19 protein-coding genes and 1 pseudogene are annotated in these 19,110 nt (G+C 36.7%); 17 read left to right on the top strand and 3 right to left on the bottom strand.

Annotated elements, in window-relative coordinates; translation table 11 throughout:
• Nucleotides 1–16 precede the first annotated feature (16 nt).
• Together ABIE66_RS23095 and ABIE66_RS23090 are read right to left on the bottom strand one after the other, a co-directional pair.
• Entirely contained in the window at nt 17–169 is a 153-nt protein-coding gene (locus tag ABIE66_RS23095) for an RNA-binding protein (RefSeq protein WP_370016443.1), read from the bottom strand.
• A gap of 587 nt (nt 170–756) precedes the next feature.
• Nucleotides 757–1,989, bottom strand: coding sequence for an IS110 family RNA-guided transposase (locus ABIE66_RS23090; RefSeq protein ID WP_370013804.1), 1,233 nt, complete (start codon nt 1,987–1,989; stop codon nt 757–759).
• A 1,110-nt stretch (nt 1,990–3,099) separates the two neighbouring features.
• Between ABIE66_RS23090 and ltrA (ABIE66_RS23085) the strand changes: the two are divergent.
• From ltrA (ABIE66_RS23085) to ABIE66_RS23045, 9 genes and pseudogenes are all read left to right on the top strand, one after another.
• Nucleotides 3,100–4,361, top strand: a pseudogene (gene ltrA, locus ABIE66_RS23085) (group II intron reverse transcriptase/maturase).
• Between the two features lie 171 nt (nt 4,362–4,532).
• On the top strand, nt 4,533–4,985 hold the full coding sequence (locus ABIE66_RS23080) for a YoqH family protein (protein ID WP_370016442.1): 453 nt from the start codon (nt 4,533–4,535) through the stop codon (nt 4,983–4,985).
• Nucleotides 4,986–5,266: 281 nt separating this feature from the next.
• Nucleotides 5,267–5,587 carry an ArsR/SmtB family transcription factor gene (locus ABIE66_RS23075; RefSeq protein ID WP_370016441.1) on the top strand — a complete coding sequence of 107 codons (321 nt, stop codon included), beginning with the start codon at nt 5,267–5,269 and terminating at the stop codon, nt 5,585–5,587.
• Nucleotides 5,588–5,600: 13 nt separating this feature from the next.
• Nucleotides 5,601–6,098, top strand: coding sequence for an SRPBCC family protein (locus ABIE66_RS23070; protein ID WP_370016440.1), 498 nt, complete (start codon nt 5,601–5,603; stop codon nt 6,096–6,098).
• A 738-nt stretch (nt 6,099–6,836) separates the two neighbouring features.
• On the top strand, nt 6,837–8,099 hold the full coding sequence (ltrA, locus tag ABIE66_RS23065) for a group II intron reverse transcriptase/maturase (protein WP_370016439.1): 1,263 nt from the start codon (nt 6,837–6,839) through the stop codon (nt 8,097–8,099).
• A gap of 387 nt (nt 8,100–8,486) precedes the next feature.
• Entirely contained in the window at nt 8,487–8,669 is a 183-nt protein-coding gene (locus ABIE66_RS23060; protein ID WP_034310968.1) for a hypothetical protein, read from the top strand.
• Nucleotides 8,670–8,783: 114 nt separating this feature from the next.
• Nucleotides 8,784–8,915, top strand: a complete 132-nt coding sequence (locus ABIE66_RS23055; protein WP_370016438.1) for a DUF6254 family protein — start codon at nt 8,784–8,786, stop codon at nt 8,913–8,915.
• Between the two features lie 934 nt (nt 8,916–9,849).
• Entirely contained in the window at nt 9,850–10,641 is a 792-nt protein-coding gene (locus ABIE66_RS23050) for an aminoglycoside phosphotransferase family protein (protein ID WP_370016437.1), read from the top strand.
• Between the two features lie 92 nt (nt 10,642–10,733).
• Nucleotides 10,734–11,243, top strand: a complete 510-nt coding sequence (locus ABIE66_RS23045) for a DUF6584 family protein (protein ID WP_370016436.1) — start codon at nt 10,734–10,736, stop codon at nt 11,241–11,243.
• A gap of 156 nt (nt 11,244–11,399) precedes the next feature.
• Here the strand turns inward: ABIE66_RS23045 and ABIE66_RS23040 are convergent, their stop codons facing one another.
• A complete protein-coding gene (locus ABIE66_RS23040) occupies nt 11,400–12,455 on the bottom strand; it encodes a potassium channel family protein (RefSeq protein WP_370016435.1) in 1,056 nt (351 codons plus the stop codon).
• A 308-nt stretch (nt 12,456–12,763) separates the two neighbouring features.
• On the opposite strand from ABIE66_RS23040, the gene ABIE66_RS23035 reads away from it, so the two are divergent.
• The 8 genes from ABIE66_RS23035 (at nt 12,764) to ABIE66_RS23000 (ending at nt 19,012) form a co-directional block, all read left to right on the top strand.
• Nucleotides 12,764–13,312, top strand: a complete 549-nt coding sequence (locus ABIE66_RS23035; protein WP_370016434.1) for a hypothetical protein — start codon at nt 12,764–12,766, stop codon at nt 13,310–13,312.
• Nucleotides 13,313–13,330: 18 nt separating this feature from the next.
• Complete coding sequence (locus ABIE66_RS23030) at nt 13,331–13,765, top strand: hypothetical protein (RefSeq protein ID WP_370016433.1); 435 nt, start codon at nt 13,331–13,333, stop codon at nt 13,763–13,765.
• 588 nt (nt 13,766–14,353) lie between these two features.
• A complete protein-coding gene (locus tag ABIE66_RS23025) occupies nt 14,354–14,689 on the top strand; it encodes a ribonuclease E inhibitor RraB (RefSeq protein WP_370016432.1) in 336 nt (111 codons plus the stop codon).
• Between the two features lie 1,410 nt (nt 14,690–16,099).
• Nucleotides 16,100–16,411, top strand: a complete 312-nt coding sequence (locus ABIE66_RS23020; protein ID WP_289326503.1) for a hypothetical protein — start codon at nt 16,100–16,102, stop codon at nt 16,409–16,411.
• Nucleotides 16,412–16,607: 196 nt separating this feature from the next.
• Nucleotides 16,608–16,868 carry an ArsR/SmtB family transcription factor gene (locus ABIE66_RS23015; RefSeq protein WP_370016431.1) on the top strand — a complete coding sequence of 87 codons (261 nt, stop codon included), beginning with the start codon at nt 16,608–16,610 and terminating at the stop codon, nt 16,866–16,868.
• 20 nt (nt 16,869–16,888) lie between these two features.
• Nucleotides 16,889–17,386: an SRPBCC family protein gene (locus ABIE66_RS23010; RefSeq protein ID WP_370016430.1), complete on the top strand. Its 498-nt coding sequence runs from the start codon at nt 16,889–16,891 to the stop codon at nt 17,384–17,386.
• Between the two features lie 253 nt (nt 17,387–17,639).
• Complete coding sequence (locus ABIE66_RS23005) at nt 17,640–18,551, top strand: DMT family transporter (protein WP_370016429.1); 912 nt, start codon at nt 17,640–17,642, stop codon at nt 18,549–18,551.
• Between the two features lie 41 nt (nt 18,552–18,592).
• Nucleotides 18,593–19,012: a VOC family protein gene (locus ABIE66_RS23000; protein WP_370016428.1), complete on the top strand. Its 420-nt coding sequence runs from the start codon at nt 18,593–18,595 to the stop codon at nt 19,010–19,012.
• The last annotated feature ends 98 nt before the right edge of the window (nt 19,013–19,110 follow it).

The following is a 19,110-nucleotide window of genomic DNA, read 5'->3' as shown; positions in this document are numbered from 1 at the left end:
GAAAAATTCTGAATTCTTATATTTTAACTAATTCATGATCATTAAAATAAATGACTTCTGTTAGGAATTTACAACCCTGCATCCTCCTGAAAGCATCTTTAGCTTCTTTTTCAGAGTCAAACTCATAAATTTTAAAGTTGTTCTTTAAATGAACAGTGATTACCCACATAAAAGGCCTCCAATAAAATGTTTTTTAAATCTGTTTTTCCATTAGATGTTTTTAAAACCAGCACCGGAAACGAAAAGATTCAGCGATCTTTCTTATTCCAAACAATAAGCCGCTATACGTACATCGACTTTATGACTTAGTCTATAAATGGTTCATTATTTTAGGATTAAGGACATATTTTCTGTACCTCCTAAGTTTTTAAATCTTTATCAATCTACAATGCAAGTATCGCGCCAACTTGTAACTCGCAGAATTAAAAGAGTTTAAGCGTCTATAGACTGCCAAATTTTTTTGCATGAATAATTATTATGTGTCGATTGCAAAATATTTTTGCACCCATCTGCCACTTTCAAAAAAAAGATTAAGCTTTGTCAATTCCACTCAATTTACTTTAATAAAGTTACTTAAATAAATTATGCAGTTTAGTTTTTACATCAGCTAGCGGGTGCTTTACTTCAATTAGGGAGTTGCTGGGCAGCATTTTTGTATGAAAATACATTAGTAAAAAAGCCATGCTAAAATAAACCCTCCATATTCTCATTATTTTTTTGATGGGGGTAAATGTACTATTGCGTTATTTTAACTGGTTATGCAGTTTGTTGTTCAGATGGAGCAATTGTATAGCCTTTCTTTTTTAGGTATTCGATCATTTTTAATTCTTTGTTGTTTTGTTTTTCTTCAAGGTAATTTGAGCCTAGTTCATGATAAGGTTCTCCTGTTTTTAAGATGTTGTAAGCAATCGTTACTAGTAAATGGGCAGAAGCGATTCGTCCCTTCATTTTTCCCTGTCGTTTGGTAATCCTTTTTCGATGTGAAGCAATTCGATTATTTTGCCTTGATGTCGCTAATACACATTCTACGGCCATCGTTTTTAAAGCTTTATTTCCTTGTGTGGTTTTACTCGTTTTTTTTTTACCAGCACTTTCGTAATTTCCAGGACTCACACCAGCCCAAGAGGCAAGATGTTTAGCTGACTTAAATACGGACATATCAACACCCATCTCCGCAATAAAAGTAGCTGCCGCAGCTTTGTTCACACCAGGTATACCATCCAATAATTCTACTTCCTTACGATAAGGGGACAGGAGTTGATCAATTTGTTTTTCTAATTCTTCTATGGTTTCTTCTAAATAACCCATATGCTCCCAATGGTAACGCAACATATCACGATGATGACGGCGAATACGGCCATTAATTGCATGGGCAATGTCAGTAATACTTGCTTTTGTTCGCCAATCCACCATTTTTCGAAGACCATCGGTCTCTATTTTTTCACCGTTTAGAATGGCTTCAAGTATACGGCGTCCCGATACACCAAAAATGTCTGATAGAACGGATGTTAGCTTGATATTAGCATCTTGAAGAATTTTGTGAATGCGATTCTGCTCTGATGTGCGATGATGAATCAATTTTTTTCGATAACGAGTAAGATCTCGTAAATCACGAATATCCTCTGGTGGGACAAAATTGCTTTCAATAAGTCCGCATCTTAGAAGCTTGGCAAGCCATTCGGCATCTTTTACATCAGTTTTACGCCCTGGAACATTTTTGACATGCCTGGCATTGGCCAGAACAAGGTGAAAAGATCCTTCGAGTATATTCCATATTGGTTTCCAGTAGACTCCGGTACTTTCCATCACAACATCGGATACCTGAAGGGTAGTTAACCAATCACTTAAAGCCAAGAGTCCTGTTGTTGTAGTCGAAAACGTTTCAATAGAGATTTTTGGCTTTTTATCTAATGGACCAAATAATACACAGGCTACTACTGTTTCTTGGTGTACATCTAGGCCAGCACACCGTTCAATCATTGCTTCCATAGGAGAATCACCTCAAAAAAAGATTAACAATACATATGACAGGAGATTTGTTACAAAAAATTTTGTATACGTACTAGCAGTACACTAAATGGTTCTTCCATACTGTCACAACCAGTTTCTTATACAGGGTATCTTCCTTAAGATCCACCAAAAAAAGCTCAGCCTGGTTGTATTGTTATCATCCATTATCGTCAAGGGGTTAATGGGTTAGACTCTATTTTTGAGTGTAGATTTTCGTAGTAGATGGTGGCGGCGAGGAGCGCCGCCATTGGAGTTTCTTATGCAACTATGCGGCAGGTTAGTTAAATAAGGGTAATGGTTTTTTATGGTAATATAAAATAGAGACGAAAACAGGGGACTGACTATGGAAGGGCAGTTCCCTATTATTGTGAGGTCACCGTCACAAAGGATCATGAGTTTGAAGTAAGTTATAAGATTTATGACGCTAAATCAAGAGATCTTATTCTAACAAGTGAGTAGCTCACGTATACAGTTGATAACTTAGGAACTAACGGGTGGGTTAGCTTAATATCAGAGCTGTCTTCAAGGCAGCTTTTTCGTGCGCCCGGCATGGGTGCAATCTATAGGGTGAAAGTCCCGAACCATGAAGGCAGTAGTAGTGGTTAGCTTAATGCAAGGGTGTCCACGGTGACGTGGAATCTGAAGGAAGCAAGCGGCAAACCTCCGGTCTGAGGAACACGAACTTCATATAAGGCTAGGTATCCATTGGATGAGTTTGCGAAACAAAACAAAGTCCTTACTGCCGAAGGTGGTACAGAGTAAATGAAGCAGATAGTTGGAGGGAAAGATTGCACTCTTACCCGGGGAGGTCTGATGACAGCCAAGTACACTTGGTAACCTGTCCAGTGATGGACAGCTGAATCATCAGAAGTCAGCAGAGGTCATAGTACTTGTCTACTCGAGAAGATAAGAAAGGACCGAACAGATTAAGGAGGATGAATACTAGGCGTTCGTTATCTGCGAAGAAGCAAACAATTCCTAACGGAACTTATTTGAAGGAAGAAGTGGTGAATACACGGGGAACTTCAAAAGGGTGGAGCAGATAAAGGCACAAATAGACCATTTATCCACGTAGAAAGGATATCAACGATGTTAATGGAACAGATACTAGAGAGGGAAAACTTAATACAGGCATTGAAGCGTGTAGAAAGAAATAAGGGAAGCCATGGTGTAGATGGAATGCCGGTTCAAAACCTGAGACCGCACCTCGCAACTGAATGGTACAACATGAAACTGCCCTTTTACAGGGTACCTATCAACCGCAGCCCGTCCGTCGTATCGAAATCCCGAAACCAAACGGCGGAGTTCGGCTATTGGGTATTCCAACCGTTCTAGACCGTTTCATTCAACAAGCCATTGCCCAAATATTGACCAAGATATATGACTCAACCTTTTCGGAGAATAGCTATGGATTTCGCCCTAACAAACAAGGGCACCAGGCGGTTCGAAAGGCAAAGTCCTATATAACCGAAGGTTATACATGGGTAGTGGATATGGACTTGGAGAAGTTCTTCGATAAAGTGAATCATGACAAGCTCATGGGAATGTTAGAGCGGAAAATTGAAGATAAACGAATTCTCAAACTGATTCGTAAATTCCTTCAAGCAGGCATTATGATAGGCGGACTTTTTCATAAAAGTGAGGAGGGAACTCCGCAAGGAGGCCCGTTAAGTCCTTTATTATCTAATATAATGTTAGACGATTTAGATAAAGAACTAGAGAAACGCAATCTTCGATTCGTAAGGTATGCGGATGACAGTACTATCTTTGTGAAGACACGAAAAGCCGCCAAACGTGCAATGGGAAATATCTCAAGCTTCACTGAAAATAAACTGAAGCTAAAGGTCAACTACGAGAAGTCGAAGTATGATCGCCCTTGGAACAGAACGTTTCTCGGTTTTAGTTTCACGAAGTCAAAGAAGAACCCGAAGGTTCTACTGGCTAAACAAACGGTGAAGAGAGTAAAGAAACGAATCAGGGAAATGACCTTGAGAAAATTACCGAAACCCATGAAACTCCGAATAAATAAGTTAAAGCAATACCTTAGAGGTTGGATGGGTTATTTCGCCCTCATTGATACTCCGAACGTATTGAAGAATTTAGATTCATGGATTCGAAGAAGACTCAGGATGTGCCTATGGAAGCAATGGAAATTGCCAAGAACGAGAGTGAGGAAACTCAAAGGATTAGGCGTCCCAATTGGAAAAGCATATGAATGGGGAAATAGTAGAAAGGGTTATTGGCGCATAGCGCATAGTCCTATTCTAGACAAAACCCTTAATAATGTTTATTGGCACCACCAAGGGTTAGTAAATCTATATGAACGATATACAAAACTACGTCAGACTTAAACTGAACCGCCGTATACCGAACGGTATGTACGGTGGTGTGAGAGGTCGGAGGCTAGGCGCCTCCTCCTACTCGATTTTATGCAACTAAGAGGCAGATTACTTGAAGAGGGACTATCTATATTTAGATCATAATGAGGGTAAAATATCCAAAATAATTGTAAGAGGTGTTATATGATACATTTTGTTTTGGGTATATTTATTTTCTCAACTTTTGCTATTTCTCCTTTACAAACAAATGCAATATCTATGCCTTGTAGTATGGTATTGGAACCAATTGATAAAAAGCTTACTAATTCAAAGGGAACAGCCTTGGTTTATAAAGTGCAGTTACGCCCACCAAGTTTTGCACGAACTAATGTAAGTATTCTTGGGGTACACCTTCCAGAACCATCTTCTTATGGGAATTACGATAGCTATGAAGGTTTTGCTTTTATACCAGACGAAATTAGTTGGCGTTTCAGGCTTTATCCTTCTCCAGAAAAAGATAGTCCAACTTGGGCTGGGAGATTTGATGAAATTACAGCGAAATTGGAAAATGTAGAAGTGCAGGTGCGTCTTTCTAATTCTAAGACTGAAAAATTGGGACCCAGTATATTAAGAGGCAATATCAAATATTGTAAGTAGCTATTGAACTAATAGGTTTTTCACCTTAATAAGGGAGTTGCTTCTGCAGCTCTTTTTCTTGTGGAGCTAACGGGGCAAGGGGGAAGGATATAATTGGTACAGCCTGGTGTACCAACAAAACAAGAAAACTATCATGGGAATAGAAAAGAACGATTCACCTCCCCTAGCTATACTAGGTTAGTCCGAGATAAATATTTTCTTCAATATTACTTGATGGGAATATTCCTATTCGTTTATCTTTTAATCAAGGGATTATAATTCTAATAAATCGTGGTGTAATGATGAATACTACATTATTAAGTGCTCTTGCCGAGCCAAATCGATTAAGGATTGTTGAACTCCTTAGAGACGGACCTCTCACCGTGGGAGAAATTGCGGACCGACTTCAGATTCGCCAGCCATTGGCATCTAAACATCTAAGTGTGCTTTATAAATCAGGAGTGGTGGAATTTTATGCGGAAGCAAACCGTCGAATTTATAAACTTCGTCCAGAACCCTTTAAGGCATTAAACATTTGGTTGGAACAGTATCGTGAAATATGGGAAGAAAAACTCGACAGCTTGGAACTTTACCTGAAGGAGCTACAAAATAAAAAACAATAATTGGAGGAATAAAATGTTTCCAAAAACCGAAATCACCCGTAGTTTCAATGCTCCTCGTGAGCTTATATTTAAGGCATTTACCGAATCAGAACATCTGCAGAACTGGTGGGTCCCTAAAGGATGGGCTCTTGATATTTCTAAGTTCGATCTTCGCAAGGATGGTGTCTTCCATTACAGCCAGACATCTCCTGACGGTAATGTAATGTGGGTCAAATTTGTTTATCATGAAGTAAATGCTCCAGAGAAACTCGTTTACACCTCTTTCTTTTCTGATGAAAAGGGTAACATCGTACGTGCTCCTTTTAACGACAACTGGCCATTGGAAACTCTCAATACTTTTACATTCACTGAGCATGAAGGTAAAACAATACTTACGATGATTGGGACACCTGTATCCCCAACTGAGGAGGAAATGAAAACATACGAGGAGTCGGAAGAAATGCTTCAGGAGGGCTTTTCAGGAACCTTCGTTCAACTGGCTGATTACCTCTCTAATATTTCAAAAAACTGATATAGGTCGATGACGAACAAAAGAACAATGAGAACACTGTTAATAGCAGTTTCTCGTTTAAGGAAAGGTAATAACAGTTCAATAATTGGTCATGGAATTAAAGAAGATGAAAAGTCTTTTCTAAAACAGATTTTTAAACTAACAGGTGCTTTACTTCATTAAGGGAGTTGCTTTGGCAGCTCTTTTTCGTGCGCCCGGCATGGGTGCGATCTATAGGGTGAAAGTCCCGAACCATGAAGGCAGTAGTAGTGGTTAGCTTAATGCAAGGGTGTCCACGGTGACGTGGAATCTGAAGGAAGCAAGCGGCAAACCTCCGGTCTGAGGAACACGAACTTCATATAAGGCTAGGTATCATTGGATGAGTTTGCGAAACAAAACAAAGTCCTTACTGCCGAAGGTGGTACAGAGTAAATGAAGCAGATAGTTGGAGGGAAAGATTGCACTCTTACCCGGGGAGGTCTGATGACAGCCAAGTACACTTGGTAACCTGTCCAGTGATGGACAGCTGAATCATCAGAAGTCAGCAGAGGTCATAGTACTTGTCTACTCGAGAAGATAAGGAAGGACCGAACAGATTAAGGAGGATGAATACTAGGCGTTCGTTATCTGCGAAGAAGCAAACAATTCCTAACGGAACTTATTTGAAGGAAGAAGTGGTGAATACACGGGGAACTTCAAAAGGGTGGAGCAGATAAAGGCACAAATAGACCATTTATCCACGTAGAAAGGATATCAACGATGTTAATGGAACAGATACTAGAGAGGGAAAACTTAATACAGGCATTGAAGCGTGTAGAAAGAAATAAGGGAAGCCATGGTGTAGATGGAATGCCGGTTCAAAACCTGAGACCGCACCTCGCAACTGAATGGTACAACATGAAAACTGCCCTTTTACAGGGTACCTATCAACCGCAGCCCGTCCGTCGTATCGAAATCCCGAAACCAAACGGCGGAGTTCGGCTATTGGGTATTCCAACCGTTCTAGACCGTTTCATTCAACAAGCCATTGCCCAAATATTGACCAAGATATATGACTCAACCTTTTCGGAGAATAGCTATGGATTTCGCCCTAACAAACAAGGGCTCCAGGCGGTTCGAAAGGCAAAGTCCTATATAACCGAAGGTTATACATGGGTAGTGGATATGGACTTGGAGAAGTTCTTCGATAAAGTGAATCATGACAAGCTCATGGGAATGTTAGAGCGGAAAATTGAAGATAAACGAGTTCTCAAACTGATTCGTAAATTCCTTCAAGCAGGCATTATGATAGGCGGACTTTTTCATAAAAGTGAGGAGGGAACTCCGCAAGGAGGCCCGTTAAGTCCTTTATTATCTAATATAATGTTAGACGATTTAGATAAAGAACTAGAGAAACGCAATCTTCGATTCGTAAGGTATGCGGATGACAGTACTATCTTTGTGAAGACACGAAAAGCCGCCAAACGTGCAATGGGAAATATCTCAAGCTTCATTGAAAATAAACTGAAGCTAAAGGTCAACTACGAGAAGTCGAAGTATGATCGCCCTTGGAACAGAACGTTTCTCGGTTTTAGTTTCACGAAGTCAAAGAAGAACCCGAAGGTTCTACTGGCTAAACAAACGGTGAAGAGAGTAAAGAAACGAATCAGGGAAATGACCTTGAGAAAATTACCGACACCCATGAAACTCCGAATAAATAAGTTAAAGCAATACCTTAGAGGTTGGATGGGTTATTTCGCCCTCATTGATACTCCGAACGTATTGAAGAATTTAGATTCATGGATTCGAAGAAGACTCAGGATGTGCCTATGGAAGCAATGGAAATTGCCAAGAACGAGAGTGAGGAAACTCAAAGGATTAGGCGTCCCAATTGGAAAAGCATATGAATGGGGAAATAGTAGAAAGGGTTATTGGCGCATAGCGCATAGTCCTATTCTAGACAAAACCCTTAATAATGTTTATTGGCACCACCAAGGGTTAGTAAATCTATATGAACGATATACAAAACTACGTCAGACTTAAACTGAACCGCCGTATACCGAACGGTATGTACGGTGGTGTGAGAGGTCGGAGGCTAGGCGCCTCCTCCTACTCGATTTATGCAACTAACGGGTGCGTAGTTCAAAAAGGAATAACAAGGAGTTAGTGGAAATGAGTTTGGCTTCCTATATTGATATACGTCTTGAACATCATGTATCCGATTATTCTGGAGTTCAGTTAATTTCAAACATCTTATGTAAAAACGATAACATTGTTGGTATATAACTTATAAAATAACCGAACTGGAACTTATTATTCACTTTGTTTTTTTACCCGAATTACTTGACGGATTCATGTTATTATCGGTTTTAATTCGGGGTATATTTCTTCTTTCTGATCTCATACTAAAGATAAGAAGGAGGGGTATCCATGGCAAAACGAACAAAGAAAAACGATGCAGACCAAAAGAACAAGCAAGGATTTGATTCAAGCAAAACTGATTCAGAATTCTCTAAAGAATTTGGCAGTGCAAACGCTAATCAAGCACATAAAAATAAAGCAAAAAAAGAAAAAGCATCTAAAAATCAAGGTGAGTGGAAAGGCATGCATTAATTAATACTTGCCAGACTCGACTCTTGATAAGTGATGCCTGCACCGAGTACAAAGGGTGGAGGCTTATCATGCTTCAAACTATTTACTTCACTTTAGGTAAAGGAGCTTATTTAGATGACTCAATCTAAGCAACAACAAGAACGCCAATGGAAAGATCGTAAACAATCGCAGAATCCACATGGTAAGGTCAAATCATTTGAACAATTAACCGATGGCATGGGCAAAAATGAATCAGAAACTAAGTAAAACTGTTTAAGAATGAGAGGTTATCCCAAAGGGTCAGAGCCCCACATAATAGTGAGGTCACTCCCTTGGGGTACCTTCTCTTTGTCGTTACCTAAAAGGTCATAATTTTCTGGAGTGTAATTATTCATACAGAGATGCCGATTAATGATGATGAATATTCAGGTGATTTTTTATATTGGCGGTTGTTTTGCCGGTGAGTTGGACTTGTTAAACGTAAAGAAATATCAGTTTGCTACTCCTTTCGTTTATGAGGTATCCAGTCATGCGCCAGCCAATTTTCTTATTCAACTAAAGGGGCAGGTTTGTTGCATAAGGAAATGTAATTTTATGTTAAAATAATGGCAGAGATAAAAAAAGGAGATAGTTTAATATGCCAGCCTGTAATAAATTTGGTTATAAGTGGAGCAGGAATGAAATATAATATAATTTTTGGACTTGTCATATTTAATGTCTTAGTATTTATGTATAAAATAGAGTCAATTGTTCCCTTTATAATTGCACTGGTTTAGTAGGTCTTTATAAAGGTACTAAAACCGGTTCTGATTTTAAAAAGATATTTAACATACATAAAGTCGATTTCTCTTTAAAAGAATCTACAACTAGAATTGAACTATTCGGCGCCTTAATAATGTCATTAAGTACGGATATACTCTCATTTGAACTATTTTTATGATGGTTTCTTAAGTGCAAATTTCATTTATGTAGTATTCCACGTATTATACTCATTACTGTTTGGTTTACTTTTGTTTAGGTTTTTATTTCTAAAGATGTTTGAAGAGTCACATAATAGTAGGAAAAGCATGAACCAATGAAAATTTAGGCTTAGGAGGTTGCTGAGGCAGCCTTTTTCTTATGGCACTAACGGGGCAGGTTAGTTGAACAAACAGGATTTGTTTTACGGTTTATAGAAAGTAGATTAGGGGGGAATATTTAGATGTCAAACCATGAAAACGAAGAAATGCTAACAGGGGGGAATATTTCTAACGTTTATCGATCAGGAGATACTGTGCGACGAGAATTAAAGCCAGACAGTACCAAAATTCATAAGCTATTAAAGCATTTGGAGAACGAAGGTTTCAGTTATGCACCAAAGTTTTTAGGTATTGATGAAAAAGGAAGAGAGATATTATCCTTTATTGAAGGAGAAGCTGGTAATGATCCTTTAAAAGAATACATGTGGTCTGATGATGCTTTAAGGGAAATAGCGAAGATGCTCTGTCTTTATCATGATGCTGTGAGTGATTTTCCATTATCAGATGATTGGAAACCGATAGATAATACTCCACACAAAGTGGAGGTATTATGCCATAATGACTTTGCCAGATACAACATTATTTTTAATCATGAAAGACCAGTAGGTATTATTGATTTTGATGTTGCTGGACCTGGTCCAAGACTTTGGGACATAGCTTATACTCTTTATACTTGCGTCCCCTTAAGTAGATTTTATCTTTCTGAAACTGGTGAGAAAGTTTATTATAATTCATTGCAGCACGCTAACCGTATAAAACAAAGAGTTAAATTGTTTTTTGATTCTTACGGTGAGGGAGTAGAAGAAGATTTTTTGGAAATGGTATTGCTGCGATTGGAAGGGTTATGTAAAACAATTACAAGAAAAGCCAGTGAAGGTGACATTGCTTTTCAAAAGATGATAGATGAAGGGCATCTTGAACATTATCAAAACGATATTAAATTCATTCGTGAATATGGAAAAGAGTGGATTTGAGGTAAGGTTTTTGTTGAACTAACGGGTGCTTTATTTCAATAAGCAAGGTTGCTACAGCAATCTTTTTCTTCAGGAACTATAGGGTCAGGTTAATGGATGAAGGAGGAGTATTTATAGAAAAAATACCTGTTAAAACCATAAAGAAGATAGAAGAGGACATTAAAAATAATGATTTAGGAAAAGCAAGAGATAGAATACACGGGTTAATTTTCACCTATCCAGATGAATTAGAACTCAGTAAAAAGTTAGGGGATATCTATTTTGCATTAAAATATCCCTCGATGGCCGGTCGATATTGGTATCTAGAAAAGGATAAGACACCTGAAATGGTAGATGCGTGTATTCAGTTCGAAAAATCTATGGGTAACGATCCTAATAGAATAGCAAGGGTTCTAAAATTTAAAGGAGATAGTGAAATTATAAAAAGACTGCAAGATCAGGAAATTTCTCCTATACAAAATAAAGTTAATGAAAAATTGACGGAAGAACCTGATGAGACATTGGAGGATAAGTTATTTATTATTGGGTGTATCACGATATTAATATTAATCATTTTCTTTACATTAATCGGAATTTACACTCTCTTTAGCTGGTTTTTTTGATCCCTAGAGTCTTTATTCAAGCGAGGTATTTATAGTTGTTGTTCTTCAGATAACAGGTGCTTTACTTCATTACCAGGGGTTGCTGCGGCAGCCTTTTAGTTTAATAATAAAAATCAATAAAGGATGCTATTATAGCATCCCTAAAGATTTCGGATTTCAACGTAATGTATTTGAATTTATTTCGGAAATGGTCTCTTTATCGCAAATAACGAAAAGCTGTGCATCATCAGGAATTCGTTCATCTAATTTTTGGTTAATGGTAAGATTACCACGATCTGCTACCAGTGTGGCTCCTTTGTCAAGAAGATCTATAAACGCATCACGATAGGTTCTCCATTCATCTTGTTTAGAAATCTCATACATGGTTTCTTTATACTTTGTGCTCATAAGTTCAGAATACATGTGGGTGACTCCATGAGAAAATAATGATCTTACTGCTGCGTGGGAGATCATCTCTTGTGTAGGAATAAACTCATCCACTTTTACACGCTCGAATAAACGAATATGCTTTTGATTGATTACCTCGGCGGTGACATGAATAGATGTATTCGTTTTATCTTCAATGGATGTTATGGCAGTGGCAATTAATAATGTCTTTCCATCGACAAGTAACGGATCCTTTGTAGCATAATTATCTTGTGTTATTTGGTCAGCAAAAATGATAACGCCTTTTGCTCTAGGCAGGTTTGCACGGAGTAATGTTTCTTCATCGGTAGCATCCCCACGAACATAAAACAGACGCTCTTCCATCATAGGAGCTTTTTCCAAGTTATCAATGATTACAATATCAATGATTTCATCAGATTTTAAAATTTCTTGGATGGCGGATTTTGACTTATCACTCCAGCCAATCAGAATGATCTGATTTTTACCTGTATATTTCATTTTTCCACCAACTTTAAATTTTTCGATAAGATATACAGATTTAATGATTTTTCCAATAAAAAGACTAACAAGCCCAATACCCGTGATGTAAAGACCAATGGTAAATGCTTTTCCAAGATCGGTGACCGGTGCATAGTCTCCAAAACCAACCGTAGCAAGCGTTGTAAGTACCCAGTAAACGGAGGTTAAATAAGATTCGAACGTCTGTGGCTCTATAGAAAAAGCAACATACGCAGCAACTAATATGTATAAAATGGCAAATGGTAAAAAGATTCTACCTCTTAATTTAATAAAGTAATACATTATTTTTTTAGCCGTAATTCTCATCAATATCCATCCTAGTTTTCGAGTCATCGATTAGATTTATATTTCCCCAATTTAACAATTAATTAAACGTAAGCGTAAAAGTATTTTACCCAAGTTGGGAGCAAGAACAGCATATTCAAAATTGAGGAGTGCTTTTTAATAAAGGGGGAAATAAAATTGTCTTTCACTTATTGTGCGTTGCAACGAGGATTAACGCCTTTTTGTTATAATCCTTGTTGAACTAATAGGTGCTTTACATCAATAAGGGAGTTGCTTTGGAAGCTCTTTTTCTTATGGACTAAAGGGGCATTAAAGATTGGAGATTAATGATGTTTAAAATAAGTACATTTCTAGTTAAAACCAGTGCAGGTGAAGAGAGTTATATATCCTTGGATGATTCTTTAAAATTAAGAGGAATTTTTGAACATCGAAAATTCACTACGGAGCATATTCAAATGCATATAAAGATTCAATATAATGATCAAATTATTGTAGGAAATGATATTCCTAGTGGGTTAGATTTATGGAGTGATTATATAGTTGGAATAGAGAAATATTTAGACGGTGAGAACGTTGAAGTAACATATGGTATCGATCCATATCTTATGAAGTTAATCTCGATAAACAGCAATTTATTGGAATTTTCCATTGTTGGGGATTGGGAACCTGTTGAGGTGTTTGCACAAGCTAGATTACCTAAAAAAGAATTCTTAGAGGCCATTTTAGATGGAGCAACACACTTTTGGAATACATTGAATGATAACAAGGTGTTTGAAAAAAATACAAAGAACACAACCCCTAAAGAATATCCAAAATTAATAATAGAAGAAATTGAAAAACTAAGGAAAAAGGTAAAAACCATAAATGCAATAAAATGAAACTAAAGGTGAATTATTATGATAACCAGTGATTTGCAATATCTACGCTCAGGATTAAGAGTCAAATGTGAAAAGGATGTAAATCCATCAGTAAGACGGACTTGCTTAAGCATTGCGGTTTGGTTACGTACATATATGGAATTTCCGATAAGGGTTGTTGTTTACCTAAAAACGGATAAACAACTTAAAACCAGAGATACAAAAGAACTGGCAAGTGCTACTTTTTTTGCACCCTATGATAAAACTGTTGAACCTTACATAAGAATTGCAACAGGAGATTATGAAGAATTAGTTTTAGAAATAGGAAAAAATGATGCTTTATGGGCAATTTTACGCAGCATGGCTCATGAGATAATCCATTATCAACAATGGCTAGAAGATAAGGAGATGGATGAGAAAGAAGCAGAAAACGAAAGCGAAGAATTATTAGAGAGTTATTATGAATTTTTGTAATTAGATATACTTGTTGAACTAACAGGTGCGTTAGCTAAAAATCGAAGCTGCCTTTAAGGCAGCTTTTTATTATGGACTAAAGGGGCAGGTTAGTTGAAGAAGTTTTCTCGATATGTACTGTTTCCCAAAGTTGTTTCTTACAGCTACAATAATGGTGAAACACAATGAGAAATTGAGAAGGAGCTTTTGCAGTTTGAATCTTATTAAATATTTTGGAATCCAATTTATTCTTTTTACTGTAATAATCCTAACAGGGTTTTACTCAGATAGTTACATAAGCAAGCCATTTACTTACACTGATTTAATAGCAATAATTATTCATTTTGCTATACTAATCGTCGTGTTAAATGGATACTTTAAGCTAAAAGAACGTCTAACGCCTATTCATTTATTTAATAGAGTTTTACTTTCTTTGTTAGCTTTTGTTATTACCATTATTTTTATAGAGATTTTAACAGGAGAATGAGATTTTATCCCTAATGAAGGGTGCGTTAGCTGAAGATCAGAGCTGTCTTTAAGACAGGTTAGTTGAAGTGAAATTTCGAGAAGAACTAATTCACTACTCAAGAATGAAGGAGACGATAAATAATGAGATTATTCCCTAAAAAATTCCCTAACGATGATGATGGACAAGTGCTAAAAATGCTATATAAACAAGGTGTGGATTTTAAAGAATCACAAGATGTAGATTTTTTTGTTGCAGTTCCAGATAAAAAGAGTGGTGAATCTGTATTAAATGCATTAAGAGATGCTGGCCTTAATTGTGAATTAGAAAAAGATGATGAAACAGAAGATTGGACTTGTTATTGTTTTATAAAAATGCTTTTAAATTACGAAGACATTATTGATATACAAAAACGAATTGATGAATTAAGTAAACCTTACGATGGATACACAGATGGATGGGGAGTTATGGTTGATTGATTTAATAGCTGTTCTTGTTATAAAATCACCAGTTTTTAATGAACTACCATGAAAATAAGTTTCTTTAAAAATTAAAAATGACAATACTTAAGTAGACCCTGCTCAATCGTTTTAAAAAAAGAGGAGAGCGTTAATTAATTAGTCTATGGATTAGGGTTGACTGGATTAAGGTCAGTATCAGTATTGACACTTCCCAACCATTTTCATTCTTTGTGGTGAATCGCCGATTTTTACGATTCATGGATGGCTAACGGGTGCGTAAGCTGAAGATTAGAGCTTTCTTTAAGGCAGCTTTTTCTTTATGCAACTAACGGGGCGGGTTAGTTCTATAAGGAATTGGTTTATTATGATGTAATATTTAGTTTGAATCGATTTTTGGAAAACTTAAACGAGCATGCAAATTATAAATTATCGATTGTTATTAATAAATAGAGATATATAGGGAGTTTGTTAACAAATATACTTAAACAATAAGGAAGGTTGCTAAGGCAGCCTTTTTCTCAAGCTCGGGGCGAAGAAGACCCGTTTGCGTTATGGTATAGTTTATTAAATTTAGTTGTATTCTTATGGGGGAAATTAAATGTTAGAGGTTGGAGTTTGAGATGAAGAAAGATATGTTTAGTTTTACGGCAGCCATCGTTGGAATTATGGCTCCGTTATTTTATTTGCTGCAATCGAAACGATGAATGGCAGGTTAGATAATATATTTTTAATTAGTAGTTTGAGTCTGTATGGTGCTTCTATTGTTTGTACGATTATAGCTTTGAAAAGGAAAGAAAAAAATAGGATAAAGTACTTCCCATTCGTTACACTAATCCCCATTGCCCTGTATCAATTATTAATTATTTTCGCTTATAAATTATTAGAATTCATAAATGGGTTGATATTTTAAGATAATCAACAGGGGGGAATCCAGTACCAAAATAAATCGTTCATTATAGGAATGTTGACAAAATTTACAAAAATAACGGTGGTGGATAGATTGAAAAAATGGGAAAATGTAGCTAGGGGCATTTCATTTGTAATTATACTAACTTTTCTTCCTTATTTTCTTGAAAAAATAGGAATCTCCTTTTGGCTTTTAGGGTTATGTATATTTGCTGTGATTTATTGTGTCTTTTTTATTTTATCAAAGATCGAATGCCTTCAGAAATCGGTATCAAATAAAGTAGGATGGTTGACTTATATTATGGTATTTATAATCATAATGGTTTTGTATTTTATTATAAAATAGGCAGTGTGTTAGCCCATGACGGAAGTATGAGAGTTTCGGTAGCTTTTTCCTAGGAACTATCGGGGCATATTGATTGAAGGAAAATGGGAATGTAATCTTATCAGTGCGATTCATTATTATGAGGGATCTTTTTTTATAAAGATAGAGGTGCTAAGGTTAGAGAAAAGGAGACTGCAATGAAAATAAATTTACTGATTTTCATATCGTCTGTAAAAGAACAAGAAAAGAGTATATCGATGATGAAAACATTCGAATCTGATATTCGTCCTGTCAGAGGGGATATAATCGATGATCCGGGATTCGATCCAGGGTTTCATAATGGATATGAAGTTGTAAAAGTTTCGATTAATTATGCTTTGAATGAATGTTTTGTTTCGCTGCACCCACTTGCGTTAGAAATTCAGGAAATCAAGATAGAAACCTACATAGGGAAACTTGAAGCACATGGTTGGTGTGCTGTCTCAAAAGAAGAACTAAAAAGTATGTAAAAAGGTAAAAACCCTTCATTTTTCACGAAGGGTTTTTTATTTGATGTAGTGCATACATTCATATTTAACCAAATGGTTGAATGTTAAGGGCGAAAAACTGTTATATTAACTATATGGTTAAGCAAAATGAGGATAATTTAAATGGAATTTTTTCCATGCTTTAGCTGATTCAACAAGAAGAGAAATGGTTCAGATGATGGCTCTGAAAGAAAGGACGGTTTCTGAACTAGCGAAACCATTTGAAATGTCTTTGGCTGCTATTTCAAAGCATATAAAGGTCTTGGAGCGGGCAAATCTAGTCGATAAGATTGTCGATGGAAGAATTCACATCTGTCGATTGAATACCGGATCATTATCACAAGCTACAGAATGGCTGCATTTATATGAGGAATTTTGGAGTAATCGTTTTGATCTTCTTGAGAATGAGTTATTGAAAGCAAAAAAGAAAGAACATTAAATTACGTAAGGGGTCTGTAAATGCAAAAACATTCAACAACCACTTTAAAGATGACAAGAAATTTTGATGTAGTACCTGAAAGAGTTTTTGATGCATGGTTGAACCCTGAGATGATGAGAAAATGGTTTTTTACATTGGAGGGGACAAATAAGGTGGCACTAAATGATCCTCAAGTGGGAGGCACTTGGGAAATTATTGATCATCGCGATGGAAAAGATTATCGGGCGATAGGGGAGTATCTTGAAATAGACTCTCCAAACAAATTAGTGTTCACTTTTAAAATGCCGCAGTTTAGTGAATCGGAAGATACCATTACAGTTGAGCTGAAGGAACTTCAACAGGGCTGTGAAATGACCTTTTCACAAAACATCAACGTTCCTCATGAAGAAAATTGGACAGAAGCGGATATTGAAAAAGCTCTTGGAGAATATCATGATGGATCTGAACATGGCTGGAATTTAATGTTCATGGGACTGAAGGAATTGGTTGAAACTGGACAAGTTAGCTATAAAGGTTAATAGTCGTTAGCATAATCCAAAGTTGATTCAATGAACTCAATTTGAAGGCACTCCAAATTAACTGGAGTGCTTTTTTAATTCAGCATTAATGGTCGCATCTTTTCTTGAAAAGTCGTTTAGATTGACAATTCCCTCATAGCTGGTAATATTTCTTTATTATTCCATTATTCTGGGTGATTCCGTTAATAGGCGATAAAAAAACTTTAGGAATAATGGGTGAAATAATCTAAGAAAGTGGGCAATATCGCTTTATATGACTAACTTTATGTATTTATTTTGTTTATTGGTATGGGGGCTTAATTTTATTGCCGTAAAGATTCAAGGTACGCCTGTGAGTTTAGAATTATCTTTAACGTATCGTTTAAGTTTGACGGCTATCCTATTTTTCATTCTATTGTGCATTCTTAGACCTAAAGGAAAACCAATGAAAAAGGATGTTCCATTTATTATTGTGTTTGGTGTATGTAATTTTGCCTTAAGTTATTTATGCCTCTATTACGCCACTATCTTAAGTTCAGCGGCAATGGTTACATTGATATTTTCATTGAAAGTCATTTTAACACCCATTGCCCTCCGTATTTTTTTGAAAGAACAATTACATCCCCGTATCTTAATTGGCGGGGTAATTGGAGTGCTGGCTGTTTGTATCGTTATTTACCCAAGTTTGAATGACATTCATGGTTTTAATGATATAAAAGGTATCATGATAGCTGTTCTTGGTACGATCCTTACTGCATTGGGCGATGCTAGCTCAGCTAGAAATGCTAAGAATAAAGTAAATCCAATCTATGCTAATGTACTTGGATTTGCGGCAGGGGGAATTCTTTTAGGGGCAATTGTGTTCATTAAAGGACAGGCAGTCAGTCTGCCAACATCTATTACATATTTATCTGCTTTGTTCTATTTAACTATATTCGCTTCCTTTGGAGCTTGGCTATTCTACCTAAAGCTTGTAGAGAAAATAGGTGGGGCGAAAAGTGGATACATGGTTGCCCTTTTTCCGGCAATTGGAGGTATAGCTTCAGTGATGATTGGTGAATCAGATCCATCCATTTTCTTGGCTGCTGGCTGTCTTTTCAGTTGTTTAGGTGCTGCTATTGCCTTAGGGTTAGGCACGCGTATTGGTAAGATAAACTTGAAGGAAGAAAAATTGATACTTAAATAAGGGTTTCCGCAGTAATTCGATATACAGAGAGGGATGGGACAATGGAAAGTAAATGGCCAAAAGAAATGAAAGTAGCGCAAATCCGAGTTGCACGTCCTACTGATCAACTAAAAAAGGTTGTCAACTTCTATTGTGAAGGATTAGGTTTGAAAAAAATTGGTTCCTTTGAAGGGCACGAGGGATATGACGGTATCATGATCGGGCTACCTGATTCCGACTATCATTTAGAGTTCACTCAACATAAAGATGGCAGTCCTTGTCCTGCCCCATCAAAGGATAATCTGCTTGTCTTTTATATTCCTGAACGTAAGACCATTGAAGAAATCGCAAATAGATTGAAAGCTATGGGGTATGATCCAGTTTCTCCAGAAAATCCATATTGGGAAAAGTCAGGTGTTACCATTGAAGACCCGGATGGTTGGAGAATTGTATTAATGAATTCGCCCGGCATAGGAAATTAAAATAATAAAAGTGTACAGATGGGACGCGCCCCTTGCAATCTGATGGAGGAATTACGGTGTTCAAAGTTGAATGTAATGTTAATAAAATTTTCAGGGGT

The sequence above is a fragment of the Peribacillus sp. B2I2 genome (assembly GCF_041261685.1).
Classification (GTDB): domain Bacteria; phylum Bacillota; class Bacilli; order Bacillales; family DSM-1321; genus Peribacillus.
This window is presented reverse-complemented; position numbering and strand designations above follow the sequence as displayed.